This is a genomic window from Arenimonas composti TR7-09 = DSM 18010, assembly GCF_000426365.1.
Classification (GTDB): Bacteria; Pseudomonadota; Gammaproteobacteria; order Xanthomonadales; family Xanthomonadaceae; genus Arenimonas; species Arenimonas composti.
In genome coordinates, this window is the sequence record NZ_AUFF01000009.1 from 1 (window position 1) to 15332 (window position 15332).

Below are 15332 nucleotides of genomic sequence, written 5' to 3' on the forward strand. Positions count from 1 at the left end.
TACGAGCCGCGCAGCGAGCCGCGTCCGGCACCGACGCCGCGTTACGAGCCGCGCAGCGAGCCGCGTCCGGCACCGACACCGGCGCCGACACCACGCTACGAACCGCGCTCCACGCCGACGCCGGCGCCGGCACCGACGCCGCGTTACGAGCCGCCGCGGCGTGAATCGGGAGGTGAAACGAGACGTGGGTCACAGAATCGGGAACGCGAGGACTGAGCGGCTCGCGATGGCCTCGTTTCGTATTGCGAAGCGTATCCGTGCGGCGCATTCTTGGGCCGCCAACTGACCTTATGCGTCGCTAAGTGACGCTGGCGCGCCGCCCCCCTTTGGCGCGCACCCTGTTCGGCGCCCGGCATCAGGTCCCCTGGATTCCCCCTGTTCCAAGACCCGCCGGGCGCCGACTTTTTTCGAGTCGCGGCACCGCCGACACGCCACCGACGCACGACGCGCAACGCCCGTCGAGGCGACAGCGCTGCTTACCGTTGCGCGAGGCGACGCGGGCACGCGTTCGCGGCGAGAATAAAAAAGGGCCGGCAATTCCCCCCGGAATTGCCGGCCCCAGGCGACCCTGCCACGCGCCTGACCAGCCCCTGTTCAGTCTGGTCGACGCCCCCCGGCGTTGGCCGTGGCAGGTGCCCTCTTGGGAATGCAGGAAGCGTGCCAAGCTCTGCACGTCGTCTTCACGCCGATCCGCGCAGGCGACGCAGTCACCGATAATCACCCCGGTTCCAGGGATCGAGTCATGCAGGAATACGACGTCATCGTCATCGGCGGGGGGCATGCCGGTACCGAGGCTGCGCTCGCCGCGGCGCGTGCCGGCGCGCGCACGCTGCTGCTGACGCACAGCATCGAGACGATCGGGCAGATGAGCTGCAACCCGGCGATCGGTGGCATCGGCAAGGGCCACCTGGTGCGCGAGATCGACGCCCTCGGCGGGGCGATGGGGCGCGCCGCCGACCGCGCCGGCATCCAGTGGCGCACGCTCAATGCCAGCAAGGGGCCGGCGGTGCGCGCGACCCGCGCCCAGTGCGACCGCGTGCTCTACAAGGCCGCGATCCGCCGGATCGTCGAGAACCAGCCGAAGCTGCAGCTGTTCCAGCAGGCGGTCGACGACCTGCTGATCGAGGGTGACCGCGTCGCCGGCGTGGTGACGCAGAGCGGGCTGAGCTTCCGCGCGCCGGCGGTGGTGCTGACCGCCGGCACCTTCCTCGCCGGCCGTATCCACGTCGGCCTGACGAACTACGCCGGCGGCCGTGCCGGCGACCCGCCGGCGACGACGCTGGCGCAGCGCCTGCGCGACCGCGCCGGCGACGGCCTGTTCGCGGTCGACCGCCTGAAAACCGGCACGCCGCCACGCATCGACGGCCGCACGATCGACTACACCGGCCTCGCCGAACAGCCCGGCGACACGCCGATGCCGGTGTTCTCCTTCCTCGGCAGCACCGCCGAACATCCGCGCCAGATCTCGTGCTGGATCACCCATACCAGCGAGCGCACGCATGAGATCATCCGCGGCGCGCTCGACCGCTCGCCGATGTATTCCGGCGTGATCGAAGGCGTCGGCCCGCGCTACTGCCCGTCGATCGAGGACAAGGTCGTGCGCTTCGCCGAGAAGGCCTCGCACCAGATCTTCATCGAGCCGGAAGGACTCGACACCCACGAGATCTATCCGAACGGCATCTCGACCTCGCTGCCCTTCGACGTGCAGCTGGAGCTCGTGCGCTCGATCCGCGGCTTCGAGCACGCGCACATCACCCGCCCGGGTTACGCGATCGAATACGACTATTTCGATCCGCGCGGGCTGAAGGCCTCGCTGGAGACCAAGTCGGTCGCCGGCCTGTTCTTCGCCGGCCAGATCAACGGCACCACCGGCTACGAGGAAGCGGCGGCGCAGGGCCTGCTCGCCGGCCTGAATGCCGCGCGCTTCGTGCAGCAGCGCGAGGCCTGGTGCCCGCGCCGCGACGAGGCCTATCTCGGCGTGCTGGTCGACGACCTCGTCACCCACGGCACCACCGAGCCCTATCGCATGTTCACCAGCCGCGCCGAATACCGGCTGCAGCTGCGCGAGGACAATGCCGATGCGCGCCTGACCCCGGTCGGGCGCGAGCTCGGTGTCGTCGACGACGCACGCTGGGCGGCGTTCGCGCGCAAGTGCGACGCGGTCGAGGCCGAGCGCGCGCGCCTGCAGGCGATCTGGATCAGTCCCGGTTCGCCGGCCGCGCGCGACCTCGAGGCCGCGACCGGCGTGACGCTGAGCCGCGAAGCGACCGCGCTCGACCTGATGAAGCGGCCGGAGCTGGACTACGCCACGATCACCGCGCTGCCCGCGCTGCAGCCGGCGGTGGCCGATGCCGCGGTCGCCGAGCAGGTCGAGATCGGCGTGAAGTATTCCGGCTACGTCGAGCGCCAGCGCGAGGAGATCGAGCGCCAGCGCCGGCACGAGGCGACGCGCATTCCGGCCGATTTCGAATACGCCGGCGTGCCCGGCCTGTCCGCCGAGCTGCAGGACAAGCTCGCGCGCGTGCGTCCGGAAACGATCGGCCAGGCGCAGCGCATTCCCGGCATGACGCCGGCAGCGATCTCGCTGCTGCTGGTGCGGCTGGCGAAGCAGCGCGGCCGCCAGGTCGCCTGAACCGGTGACGCCCCACCGTCCCTGGCAGGCGCGGCGGCTGGCGCGCCGGCGCCGCCTGCGCCGCTGGCTGCGCAGGCTGCCGCGGCGGGCCACGGTCGGCCGCTACCCGGTGATCCGCCGCTTCGCCGACGCCGCCCGCGCGCGGCCCTGGCTGTGGTCGTTCCGGCACCGCGAGGTGATGGTGTCGATCTACGCCGGTTCGGTGCTGGCGCTGCTACCGACCTATGGCTTCCAACTGCTGCTCGGCTTCGCGCTCGCGGTGTGGCTGCGCGGCAATCTCACGGTGATGACGGCGCTGCAGATGGTCGTCAACCCGCTGACGATCGCGCCGATCTACGCCGGGACCTGGGCGCTCGGTTCCTGGCTCGCCGGCGCCGCCGGCGTCGACCTCGGCGACGGCGGCGATCCGCGCACGCATGCCGCGGCGCTGGTGATCGGTGGCATCGTGGCGGGGCTGGGGTTTGCGCTCGTGCTCGATGTGCTCTGGCGGATTGGTGCGTGGGAGGCGGCGGTGTTTCGGGAGCGGGTGCGGGCGGAGGCGGGGGGAGCGTTTGAATCTGAAGGCAAGTAGTGGATAACAAACAGCAAGTAGCAGGCGGGCGGCGCGGCCGCGCCGGGGGGGGGAGAATGAAAGAAAGAAATTCGATGACGTGGCAGGCGCCCGCGACCCGTTCGCCGCGCACCCGCTCACTACTTCTTATTTGTTATCCCTTACTTTTCCTTCTCAACAGCCCCGAAGCCGCCGCCGCCGAGCCCGCCCCCTGGCCACTCCCCGCCCCGGCCACCGCCTCCGCCCCCAACCTCACGCTCACCTCCGACAACGGCCTGCTGCTGAGCTGGCTCGAGCCGTTCGGCAACGGCCACCGGCTGCGCTACGCGATCCATCGCGGCGACGACGCCGGTGCCGGCTGGAGCGACGTCGCCACCGCGGCGGCGGGCGAGGACTGGTTCGTGAACTGGGCCGACGTGCCGTCGATGCTCGCCACCGACGACGGCGCGCTCTGGGCGCACGTGCTGGTGCGCAACGGCAGCGCCACCTACGCCTACGACACCCGCCTGTTCCGCAGCGACGACGGCGTCGCGTGGCAGGCGCTGGGGCCGGTGCACGACGACGGCACCGCGACCGAACACGGCTTCGCGACGCTGTGGCCGCGCCCCGGTGGCGGCCTCGGCATCGCCTGGCTCGACGGCCGCGAAACCCGCGCGGGTAGCGGCCACGACGGCGCCGACGCGCATGCCGGCCACGGCGAAGGCGGCGGCCTCGAACGCGCGATGACGCTGCGCGCCGCCAGCTATCGCGGCGCCGCGAAGCTCGGCGACGTACGCCTGGACGCCGCCACCTGCGACTGCTGCCAGACCGACAGCGCGGTCGACGGCGATACCGTCTGGCTCGCGTGGCGCGATCGTGCCGAAGGCGAGGTGCGCGACATCCTCGTGATCCGCAACGACGACGGCCGCTGGGACGCGCCGGTCGTGGTGCACGCCGACGGCTGGGTGACCCCGGGCTGCCCGGTGAACGGGCCGGCGGTGACCGCCCGCGACGGCACTGCCTGGGTCGGCTGGTACACCGAAGCCGGCGGCGAGCCCGAGCTGCGCGTCGCCCGCAGCGCCGACGGCGAAACCTTCGCGCCGCCGCGCACGGTGACCGCCGGCGCGCATGTGCTCGGCCGCGTCGACATCGCCGCGGATGCCGACGGCGTCTGGTTCGCGTGGCTCGAGGAAGAGGCCGGCGCGCAGTCGCTGTGGCTCGCGCGCTTCGACCCCGCGCTCGGTAGCGAAACCTTGCGCGTGAAGGTCGCCGACATCGCCGGCCGCGGCCGCGCCACCGGTGTGCCGCGGCTGCAGGTACGCGACGGCGCGGCGTGGCTGGCTTGGACCGAGGTGGTCGACGGCAAGCCGCGCCTGCGCGGCGCCCGCGTGCGTCCCTGAGCCGTACCCGCTAGTACGGTTTCGGGCTTTGTTTTAAGGTGACGCGGTTCCGCAGGGACCCAACAAGGAGTTACCGATGCCCCGCTTCCACCGTCTGGCCGGCGCCGTCGCGCTCGCCCTCGCCTGTGCCGGCACTGCCCAGGCGCAGCAGTTCAGCAGCTTCGTCGTGTTCGGCGACAGCCTCAGCGATTCCGGCAACATCGCCGCGTTCCAGGGCCTGCCGCCGGGCAACAGCTTCACGACCAATCCGGACGCGGTCGCGGCCGAACTGATCGCCGCCGCCTACGGCCTGCCGGGCGGCCCGTCGCTGGCGGGTGGTCCGAACTTCGCCTGGGGCGGTTCCTGCGTGAATCCGGTCGGCCCCTGCCTCAACCCGGTGCCGCGCATCCCGACCCAGATCGACCAGTACCTGGGCCTGACCGGCGGCCGCGCCGACCCGAACGCGCTCTACAGCATCTGGGGCGGTGCCAACGACATCTTCGCGACGCTCGCGCTGGATCCGCTGAATGCGCAGGCGAACACGCTGGCGGCGGCCTCGGCCTACGTCGGCCAGATCGCCCGCCTGCAGGCGGCCGGCGCCAACTACGTGATCGTCTACAACCTGCCGAACCTCGGCATCACCCCGCAGTTCGGTCCGACGGCGAATGCCGCCGCGGTCACCCAGATCACCTACCTGTACAACACCGCGGTGAACACCGGCCTCGCCCAGCTCGGCGACGGCATCATCCCGATCAACACGTTCGGGCTGATCGAGGAGATCGTCGCGAACCCGTCGCTGTACGGCTTCACCAACGTCACCGGCCAGGCCTGCGGCGCCGGCTCGAGCTCGGTGGCCTGCGGCCCGGCCGGTTCCGGCCTGCCGTACACCTACGCCCCGGGCAGCGCCACCTGGCTGTTCGCCGACGGCGTGCATCCGACCGGTTACGCGCACCGCATCCTCGCCAGCGTCGTCGTCTCGACGATCGCCGCGCCGATCCAGGTCTCCTACGCCGGCGAAGCGGGCGTGCAGGCGGCCGACGACCATTCGCGTGCCGTCAGCGACGAGCTGATGGCCGACTTCGCCCTCGACCTCGAGGTCGGCAGCGTGCGTGGTTACGCCACCGCGCAGTTCGGCGAGCAGGACTTCGAAGGCCAGCCGGGCGTGAGCGCCGGCAGCGCCGACATCGTCTCGCTGACCCTCGGCGCCAACCAGCGCATCAGCGAGAACGCGTGGTGGGGCGCGGCGCTGACGATGGGCCGTCACGACAACGACATCGCCGGTGCCAACCTCGACAGCCGGCCGGTGATCGCCTCGCTGCACGGCGCCCTGCAGTTCGGCGGCGGCGGCTGGGTCAGCGGCTCGATCGGTGGTGGCAGCACCGACATCGACATCAGCCGCTTCATCGAGATGGGCGCCACCGTGCGCACCGAGCGCGGCTCGACGAGCGCCTCGCAGTGGAATGCCGAGATCGGCCTCGGCTGGCTGTTCGGCCAGCCCGGCGGCTTCCAGCACGGTCCGTTCATCGCCGGCCGCTGGGTGAACCAGGACATCGACGGCTACGCCGAGGAAGCGGCGACCTCGACCTCGCTGAACTACGCCGAGTTCAGCCGTGACTCGATGGTCACCTCGTTCGGCTACCAGCTGTTCGGTGGCGGCAACAGCACGGTGCGCCCGTACCTGCGCGTCGCCCACAACGAGGAATCGGAAGACGGCCAGATCTGGGTCAACGCCGGTTCGAACTCGATGAACGGTCGTTTCACGATGCCCGGCTTCACCCCGACCCAGGACTGGATCAGCGCCGACCTCGGCCTGAACTGGGCCTTCGGCGAGTCGTCGTCCTTCTTCGCGTCCTACAGCGGCATCTTCAGCAACGACGATCAGGACCGCTCCAGCATCAGCATCGGTCTGCGCACCACGTTCTGACCGCTGCGGGTTCGTGTCTCATCGGAAAGGCCGCCTCCGGGCGGCCTTTCTCTTTGCCCTTCGCGTGTGGTGCGTCCCGCGCGTGCGGCCGCTCCGGTGCATCGGCGGCGTCGCCGCGCTGCAGGGCAGCTTCCGGCGGATGCGGACGCCGGGGTGAGGGTTCTCGCGCCGGCCTCGCCGAGGACCACGAGCTCGTTTCCTCCTCGCGGCTCGGAAAGCGACTCGTGGCCCTCGACGAGGCCGGCCCGGAATCGCGTCACCCGGCGACGGCTTCGCCGGAAGCCGCCACGCAGCGCCGCCACGCCTCGATGCCCGGCCGTGGCCGCAAGCGCGGGAGATCCGCAGGCGAAGGACAAAGCGAAACGCCGTCCGCATGCGCCTTCGCGCGCACGCGCAGCAGCGCCCGGAACGTCGTGCAGTCTTGTGGTCGTTCGTCCGCGCGGTTCGTCATTCGCGTGTCGCGGGACGATTTGCGACATCGCGATCGCGAGCGTCGTCACGACCGAACGGCGGCTCGCTCGGCTGGTGACGTGAGTTCGGGTGTACACGTGCTCTTGCGTGGCCGTCTGGCTGTTTTCCGGGCGGGATGACCGCCGGGGGAAATCGGGGCGCCGCCGTGATGCATGGTCGTTGCCTTGAGCGGAGGCAGGATGCCGGAGCGCACCCGCCTGAGCTGGCCAGGGATGGCGCTCGCGACGGCGGGGCAAGGTAACGAGCATGCAGCGCGGTGGCGCGGCCTCGGATGTCGCTGCGGTCGCGCCCGCCCGGAAAACAGCCGGACGGCCACGCAAGCCGCAGCGGGGGCTAGCGTTCGCGGCGCCAGTTGAGGGAGGCGGCGTTTTCGGCGCCGGATTCGATGCTGATGTCGAAGTCGCGCGTGAGCAGGTATTTGAGCGTGACGACCTGCCCCGTCCCGATCAGCGACACCCCGTAACTGAGGAAGAGCCGCGGCGACACGTACTTGCCGACCGTCAGCGTGGCGCCGCCGAGGTTGCGCGAATCGGCGACACCGGCCTCGTCGAGGCCGAGCTTGGCGCCGAGCTGCTGGGCGACGAGGTTGCCGCCGGCGCCCAGCGCCAGCGCGGCGGCGCCGAGCTGTTCGCTCTCGCCGCTGGTCGTGGTGCGCAGCGGCCGGCCGAACACCAGCCAGCTCAGTGCCTCGCTGGTCGACATCGCCGGCGTCGAGGTGATCGTCGTCTGCGGCCGGCGCGCGGTGCCGCGCACCTGCACGCCGACGGTGACGCTGTCGAACTCGCGCTCGGCGCGGATGTCGAGGGTCGGATCGTCGTAGGGCGAATCGGCGAATCCGAGGCGGGCCTGGGTGATGCGCAGCGACTGGCCGTAGGCGCGGTAGTCGCCGCTGACGGTCAGCGTGCCGGAAGCGGTGGCGCGGCGGCCCGGGCGCTCGCTGAGCGCGAGGTTGCCGGCGATGCGGCCGTCGAGGCCGAAGCCGAGCAGTTTCACGTCGTCGCCGAGACGCACCTGGAACTGCAGGTCGAGCGGGCGGCTGCGTTCCCCGGCCGGATCCACCGGGTCGACCACGATGACGTCGGCCGAGGTGCCGACGCTGCCGTCGAGCGCCTCGAGGTCGATTCGGGCTTCCGGCACCGTCAGCGAGCCGCGCACTTCCAGCCGGTCCGGCAGCCAGCGCAGCGCCAGGTCCGGGGCCGCGACCGCGTACAGCTCGGCGGTGCTGGCCAGGGTCACATTCTCGCCGCGCAGCGTGAGCACCAGCGGCACGGTGTCGTCGTCGACATCGAGGCTGCCGCCGACGTGCAGCACACCTTCGCCCGAGCTCACCCGGCCGTCGAGCACGACGCTGCCGTCGGGGGCGCCGGTCAGGCGGATATCGCCGTCGTGCAGCTTCACGCCCAGCGCCGGCAGTTCGGCGGCGAAGCCGGCGAGGCGGGCATCGCCGGACAGCAGCGGCGTGGCGCGCGTGCCGGCGAGGCGCAGCTGCCCGCTCAGCGTGCCGACCGGTACCGCGACGTCCTCCGAGAACAGTTCCAGCCAGGTGAGGTCGCGCACGTCGAGGTTGAACTCGCCGGTGAGCGCCGCGTCGTCGGCGAGGCCGGCGCTGAGGTCCGCGCCGAGGCTGCCGTCGTCGGCGAGGCCGGCGCGCAACCCGGCCTGCAGGCGGCCGCCGCCGTCCGGGCTCAGTTCGGCGGTGAGCACGAGGTCGCGCCAGCCGAAGACTTCGCGCTCCAGGTCCTCGGCCAGACGCAGGCCGGCGCTTGCGGACGTGAGCGTCAGGCGGCCACCCCAGCCGGCGGCGGTCTGCTGCAGCCGACCCTCGAGGTCGAGCGTGCCGACCGCCTGCAGGGCCACGCCGGTGTCGTCCGGCAGCCAGGGCTGGACCAGCGCCAGCGGCAGACCGTCGCCGTCGACGTCGATGACGCGGCCCTCGGCGCGCGCGCACAGGCGGCCGCCGGGGTCGGAGGCGAGCAGGCAGGTGCGCTCGAGCTGGACCTGGTCGCCCGCGAACCGGAAGCCGGCTGGTGCTTCCAGACGCAGGCTCGGTCCGCGCTGCGGGACCAGCTGCAGGCGGTCGAGGCGGCCGCGCCAGCCGTCGGCGGCATCGACGAGCAGGCCGGCGAGGGCCAGCCGGCCGGCGGCCGCTTCGGCTTCCGCGGCCAGTTGCAGTTCGGCGCGGCTGCCGCGGCCTTCGACGTGCAGGCGCTCGACGGCGGTGCCGGCCAGCTGGAGACCTTCACCATCGAGGCGGAGCTGGCCGTCGCCGCCGCGGGCGGGCAGGGTCCCGGCCAGGCGCAGGGCCGTGGCGCGGTGGTCGCCGAAGGCCAGGTCCTGCGCCTGCAGGTCGGCGTCGATCGCCAGCGCCGCGCTGGCGCCGTGCAGGCGGAGATCGCCTTCGAGCCGGCCGGCGAGGTCGCCACGCGCGTCGACGAGCTGCAGCGGCGACGCGCTGATCGCCAGGTCCCAGCGCGCACCGAAGACGCCGCGCGCCCGCAGCTGCGAGTCGCCCAGACGCAGGTCGGCCTCGCCCTCGCCGCGGTCGCCCCGCCAGTCGACGTGGACGTGGCCGGCGAGCGGGCGCTCGCGCAGCGTGCCGCCGAGATCGTCGAGGCGCAGCGTGGCAGCCCAGTCGCCGCCGGCGTCCTGCTGCATGCGCAGCTGCGCCCGGCCGTCGACGTGGCCGGGGAAGTCGGGCGCGAAGAAGCCGGGGTCGAAGCCCGCCAGGCCGGCCTCCAGCGCGATCTCCGGTGCCGGTGCCCAGCGGTAGCCGCCGCTGCCGTCGAGGCGGCCGTCCGGGGTCGTCGCGCGCAGGGTGTCGAGGCGCAGGTGCTCGCGGTCGCCTTCGCCCGCGGCGACGACCTCGGCGCGCAGGCCGGCGCGCGCGGCGACGAGTTCGGCCTGCAGGGTCCAGGCATCGAGCGTGCCCTGCACGTTCGCGCTGCCGGCCAGGTCGACGGCGGGCTGCGCCGGATCCCCCGGCTGCAAGTGCAGGCCGGGCGTCGTCGCGCGCAGGTCGACGACGCCGGCATCGGCGAAGGCCAGGGTGCCGGCGATTTCGAGCGGCCCCTGCGCCAGTTCCAGCGCCAGCGGCGCGGCGGTCACCGCGGTTTCGGCCAGCACCAGGCGCGAAGGCGCGATGCCCGCGACGAAGCCGCCGAGGTCGACGTCGCCGTGCAGGTCGAGCGCGGCGCCGGTCCCGTCGACGGTCAGGTGGCCGCGCCAGCGCGTCGCTTCCGAAGGCTCGCCGGTCGGGTCGAGCAGCGCCGGGTCGAGGCCCTCGACATCGGCGCGCAGGGTCCAGCGCGGTGCGTCGCTGTCGCCGTCGCGCACGACCGCCTGCAGCACGACCGGCTCCGGCAGGGCGCCGCCGATGTCCAGTTGCAGCGCGCTGTCGAGGTCGCCATGCAGGCGCAGGTGCAGTTCCGGCGCCGTCGTGCCGTCGCCGGCCGGCAGCCTGAGGTCGACCTGCAGGTCGCTGGCGAAGCGGCGTGCCGGCCGGTAGTGGCCACGCAGCACGGCGTCGCCGCGGTCGCTCGCCAGCCGTGCTTCCTCCAGTTCGAAGCCGTCGTCGCGCAGGCGCACCGCGCGGGCGTCGAGGCGGCGGATGTCGACCAGCTCGTCGTCGCCGCGGCGCACGGCGAGGCCGTCGATCGCCAGTACCGTGGTGTCGATGGCCAGGGGCATCGGCAGGCGCGGCAGCAGGTCCGGCCAGGTCGGCAGCGTGAACGGCGCGGGTTCGGCCTCCGGCGGCAGCACGAGTTCGGCGTCCTCGACTTCGAGCCGGTCGAGCTGCAGGCGGCGGCCGAGCACCGGCAGCAGGTCGGGGTCGAGCAGCAGGCGCTCGGCACGGAAGACCACGCCGTCGTGGTCCCAGACCACGCCGCGCAGTTCCAACGGGCCGCTGACGACGCCTTCCGCGGATTCCCAGCGCAGCGCCCCGGGTGGCAGCCGGGAAACAATCTGGCCGAGCAGGGTGTCGCGGCCACCGGTGGTCGCCAGCAGCCAGAACAGCAGCGCGCAGGCCAGTACCAGCACGCCGCCGACGAAGACCGCCGCCCAGTTCAGGCCACGGCGCAGGCGGCTGCGCGGCGGCCGCGGGGCAGGGGCGGGGGCGGTGTTCGCGGCGTTCACAGGTCCGGCCCGATGTTCAGGTGCAGCTGGATCGCGCCCTGCGCCTGGTCGCCGAAACCGTGCGCGATGTCGATGCGCACCGGCCCGACCGGCGAGCGCCAGCGCAGGCCGATGCCCGCCGCCGGCTGCACGTCGAACGCCTCGTCCCAGGCGCTGCCGGCGTCGACGAAGACCGCGCCGCCCCAGGAGCGGTTGAACATGCGCTCGAACTCGACGCTGGCGACGAACAGGTGCTTGCCGCCGAGCACGTAGCGGCGCTGGTCGGCCGGGTCGGTCACCGATTCGCCGATCTCGCGCCAGCCGTAGCCGCGCACGCTGCGGTCGCCGCCGGCGTAGAAGCGCAGCGACGGCGGGAAGGCCGCGAAGTCGTCGCTGAGCGTGGTGCCGGCCTCGGCGCGCAGCAGCAGGCGGTCGCGGCGGCCGAAGGCGTGGATCCAGCGGCCTTCGGCGCGCAGCTGCACGAAATCGATGTCGGAGCCGATGCCGGTGTGGCCGGCGCGCAGCTCGACGGTCAGGGCGCGGGCGTTGCGCGGGTAGAGGATGTCGTCGCTCTCCGACCACTGCGCCAGCAGCGACGGGAACACCAGCGAGCTGTAGCGGGTCTCGAAGCCGGTGCTGAAGTCGGCCCAGCGCTCGCGGCGCAGGTTCAGCGCCGCGCTCAGGGTCCAGTCGCCGAGCTTGCCGCTGCGGCCGCCGACCACTTCCAGCAGTTCGGTGTCGAGGCCGTCGATCTGTTCCTGGCGCAGGCTCAGGCCGAAGGTGTACCAGCCGTCGAGCCAGGTGAAGGCCGGGATCCGGTACTGCGCGCTGAGGTCGTTGCGGCGCTCGGCGAGGCTGGCCTGGGCACGCAGCTTGTGCCCACGCGCATTCACCCAGCGCCGCTCCAGGCCGCCGGTCAGGCCCAGGCCGGTGTCGGTGCCGTAGCGCACGCCGGCGCTCCAGATGTCGCGCCTGGCCGGCGCCAGCTCGACCCGTATCGGCACCTGGCGATCGGCGCCGGCGTTCCCGGGTTCGGCGTGGATGTCGATCGCGCCGAAGTAGTCGAGCTCGGCCAGCGAGGTGTGCAGGCGCAGCAGTTCGCCCTGGTCGAACAGTTCGCCGGGCGTCCACGGCACCAGCTTCTCCAGCAGCTCGGGCACGAAGGGATGGCCGCTGAAATGCGCCTCGCCGAGCCGGTAGCGCTCGCCGCTGGTCCAGGTCAGGGCGATGTCGGCGCGGTGGTCGGCGCGGGTGACCCGGACCTCGTGCACGGTCTGTTCGGCGTCGAAATAGCCGCGTTCGGCCAGCGCGCGGTCGATCGCCGCCTTGCTGTCCTCGTACTGGCCGTGGTGGAAGGGCTGGCCGATGCCCGGGCGGAAGCGCTGCAGGCGGCGTTGCAGGGCCGCGTCCCCGCCGGCGGCGCCGAGCAGGTGCAGGTCGTGCGCGGCCACCCGCACCGGTTCACCGGGGTCGACGGTGACGACGACATCGACCGCGTCGCCGTCGCGGACCACCTCCGGGGTGACCACCGGGTCGTAGTAGCCGAATGGTTCGAGCGCCCGCCGGGCCTCGTCAGGGGCCTGCCGCAGCAGGAAGGCCAGGCGGCTTTCGGTGAGCTGGCGGCGGCGGGCCGGGTTCAGGCGCTGCAGGGACAGGGCGTCGTCGACGTTGTCGAGCATCGCCTCGTCCTCCAGCCCACGGACCTCGACCGTGCGCAGTTCCAGCGCGGCGGCCGGCAGCGGCGCCAGCAGGAGGACGAGGGCGACGGCGGCCGGGGCGGAGGCGGGGGCGGGGGCGGGGGACGGCATCGGCAGCAGGATAACCGCTGCGGTGGTTGCTCCAGATGAGAAAGGTTCTTGTCATTCGGGTGGCATGCCAATAAGATTGATTCGCATTAGCCAGTCGCCCCGACCGAGCGAACAACAACAACAAGGGTTTCCCCATGCCTTCCGTCCCGTCTGCCGGCCGCGCGCCGGCGCGTCGCCTCGTGTGCCTCTCGATCGCCGCCGCCCTGGCCGGCGCCGCCGTACCGGCCTTCGCCGCCACTGGAACCTGGGACGAGGCCTACGCCGGGCTGGCCCCCGACGGCGCCGACCGCGCCACCCGCCTGGACGGGGTGGAGGTCACCGGCGACCGCGTCGACGGCCCGAGCAGCGTGAAGTACACCGAGCCGCTGCTCGACACCCCGCAGACGATCACCGTCGTCGACCGCCAGACGATGGACCAGCAGGGCCTGCTGTCGCTCAACGACATCCTGTCGACCCTGCCGGGCATCACCTTCGGCGCCGGCGAAGGCGGCGGCGGCTATGGCGACAGCATCAACCTGCGCGGCTTCAACGCCAACGCCGACATCACCGTCGACGGCGTGCGCGACGCGGCGCAATACTCGCGCACCGACAACTTCAACCTCGAGTCGCTGGAGCTGGTGAACGGCGCCAACTCGGTGCACTCCGGCGCCGGCGCGGTCGGCGGCAACATCAACCTCGTGAGCAAGGCGGCGCAGCTGGCCGAGTTCCACCAGCTGCAGCTCGGCGCCGGCAGCGACGACTACGGCCGCGCGACGGTCGATTCGAACTGGGTGCTGGGCGACGGCGAGGCGCTGCGCCTGAACGCGATGGTCCACCGCAACGACGTGCCGGGCCGCGACCACGAGCGCTTCGAGCGCTGGGGCGTGGCGCCGTCGTTCGGCTTCAACCTCGACGGCGACACCCGGCTGACGCTGTCGGCGTTCGTGCAGCGCGACGACAACGTGCCGCAGTACGGCGTGCCGTACTTCCCGCTCGTCGGCGGCCTGCCGGCCGGCGCGCGCATGGATGCCTACTACGGCTACCGCAACGTCGACACCCAGGAAGTCGACGCCGACATCGCCACCGCGGTGCTCGAGCACGACTTCTCCGACGCGGCGACGCTGCGCTCGCTGCTGCGCTGGTCCGACATCTCGCAGCACCTGATCGTCAATCCGCCGCAGGGCACGTTCTGCACCGTCGACGGCATCAACCCGGCCACCGGTGGTGCCTGCACCGGCGGCCTGCTGCCGGGCCAGTACCAGCCGAGCGGTCCGCGCGGCACCCTGCGCGACACCGACACCACCCAGCTGGCCAGCCAGACCGACCTGGTCGTCGACTTTTCCACCGGCGGCGTCGAGCACGCGCTGGTCGCCGGCGTGTCGCTGAACCGCGAGGACTACGCGCTCGACAACGGCAACGTGCAGCGCAACGCCGACGGCAGCACGCCGGTGTATCCGGTGATGGATCTTGCCGATCCGGACAATGTGTACACCGGCCCGCTGAACTACATCCGCAGCGGCCGCACCGAAGGGTCGCTCGACACCACCGCGCTGTACGTATTCGACACCCTGAAGTTCTCCGGCCGCTGGCACGTGAACCTCGGCGCGCGCTGGGAGAACGTCGACGGCGACCTGCGCGTGCGCACCTTCGCCGCCGACGGCACGGTCACCGCCGACACCCGCTTCGAGACCGACGAGGACCTGTTCTCGTGGCGCGCCGGCGTCGTCTTCAAGCCGGCGGCGCAGGGCACGATCTACCTGGCGTGGTCGAACGCGCTGGTGCCGTCGCGCGCCGCCGCCAACGGCAGCTGCACGGCGCTGACCTGCGCGACCGATCCGGAAGAATCCGGGCTGGTCGAGCTCGGCACCAAGTGGGAACTGCTCGACGGCCACCTGGCGCTCACCGCCTCGGCGTTCCGCAACGAGCGCGAGAACTATCGCGTGCGCGCCTGGGACCCGGTGAGCGGGCTGGAGATCGAGCAGCAGAACGACGGCCGCGCCCGCGTCGACGGCGTGAGCCTCGGCCTCGCCGGCAACCTCGGCGAGCGCTGGTCGGTTTTCGCGAACGCCACCTGGCTCGACAGCGAGGTGCTGCAGGGCGTCTCCGACGAATGCCTGGCGAACCCCGGCACCGGCGCCTGCGGCAATACCCCGGCCGATCCCGACCCGACCCGCGGCGACCGCATCGAGAACACCCCGGAACGCGCCGCCAGCCTGTGGACGACCTATGCCGTCTCCGACGCCTGGACCATCGGCTACGGCATCACCTACCAGGGCAGCTTCAACGGCGGCCGCGGCGCCTATCCCGACGTGCCTTCGTACACCACGCACCGGGCGATGGTCGCCTGGCAGGCCGGCGACCGCCTGACCCTGCAGCTGAACATCGACAACCTCACCGACGCCGAATACTTCACCCGCGTGCGCAACAACGGCTGGGCCACCCCCGGCGAGGCGCGCTCGGTGACGCTCACCGCCAACTGGCTCTTCTGACCTTCCAC

General features: G+C 72.3%; 7 protein-coding genes. 5 read left to right on the top strand and 2 right to left on the bottom strand.

The features are described from left to right. Nucleotides 1-742 precede the first annotated feature (742 nt). From mnmG to K311_RS0111340, 4 genes are all read left to right on the top strand, one after another. Nucleotides 743-2632, top strand: coding sequence for a tRNA uridine-5-carboxymethylaminomethyl(34) synthesis enzyme MnmG (gene mnmG / locus K311_RS0111325; RefSeq protein ID WP_026817407.1), 1890 nt, complete (start codon nucleotides 743-745; stop codon nucleotides 2630-2632). Nucleotides 2633-2636: 4 nt separating this feature from the next. Continuing rightward, nucleotides 2637-3203 carry a DUF2062 domain-containing protein gene (locus tag K311_RS17820; protein ID WP_051240021.1) on the top strand — a complete coding sequence of 189 codons (567 nt, stop codon included), beginning with the start codon at nucleotides 2637-2639 and terminating at the stop codon, nucleotides 3201-3203. Between the two features lie 56 nt (nucleotides 3204-3259). Next, a complete protein-coding gene (locus tag K311_RS18460) occupies nucleotides 3260-4561 on the top strand; it encodes a hypothetical protein (RefSeq protein ID WP_154659544.1) in 1302 nt (433 codons plus the stop codon). Between the two features lie 76 nt (nucleotides 4562-4637). After that, nucleotides 4638-6464, top strand: a complete 1827-nt coding sequence (locus tag K311_RS0111340; protein ID WP_026817408.1) for an autotransporter domain-containing protein — start codon at nucleotides 4638-4640, stop codon at nucleotides 6462-6464. A gap of 804 nt (nucleotides 6465-7268) precedes the next feature. Here the strand turns inward: K311_RS0111340 and K311_RS0111345 are convergent. After that, on the bottom strand, nucleotides 7269-11069 hold the full coding sequence (locus tag K311_RS0111345) for a translocation/assembly module TamB domain-containing protein (RefSeq protein WP_026817409.1): 3801 nt from the start codon (nucleotides 11067-11069) through the stop codon (nucleotides 7269-7271). Continuing rightward, nucleotides 11066-12856, bottom strand: a complete 1791-nt coding sequence (locus K311_RS0111350) for an autotransporter assembly complex protein TamA (RefSeq protein WP_051240026.1) — start codon at nucleotides 12854-12856, stop codon at nucleotides 11066-11068. Before K311_RS0111350 ends, K311_RS0111345 begins: the two co-directional genes overlap by 4 nt. 134 nt (nucleotides 12857-12990) lie before the next feature. Here K311_RS0111350 and K311_RS0111355 point away from each other — a divergent pair, with 134 nt between their 5' ends. Then, nucleotides 12991-15324, top strand: a complete 2334-nt coding sequence (locus K311_RS0111355) for a TonB-dependent receptor (protein ID WP_051240028.1) — start codon at nucleotides 12991-12993, stop codon at nucleotides 15322-15324. Nucleotides 15325-15332: the final 8 nt, after the last annotated feature.

Coding starts and splice junctions, on each gene's coding strand:
- K311_RS0111350 (WP_051240026.1), bottom strand. CDS start 12,856: ATGCCGTCCCCCGCCCCCGCCCCCGCCTCCGCCCCGGCCGCCGTCGCC.
- K311_RS0111355 (WP_051240028.1), top strand. CDS start 12,991: ATGCCTTCCGTCCCGTCTGCCGGCCGCGCGCCGGCGCGTCGCCTCGTG.
- K311_RS18460 (WP_154659544.1), top strand. CDS start 3,260: ATGAAAGAAAGAAATTCGATGACGTGGCAGGCGCCCGCGACCCGTTCG.
- K311_RS0111340 (WP_026817408.1), top strand. CDS start 4,638: ATGCCCCGCTTCCACCGTCTGGCCGGCGCCGTCGCGCTCGCCCTCGCC.
- mnmG (WP_026817407.1), top strand. CDS start 743: ATGCAGGAATACGACGTCATCGTCATCGGCGGGGGGCATGCCGGTACC.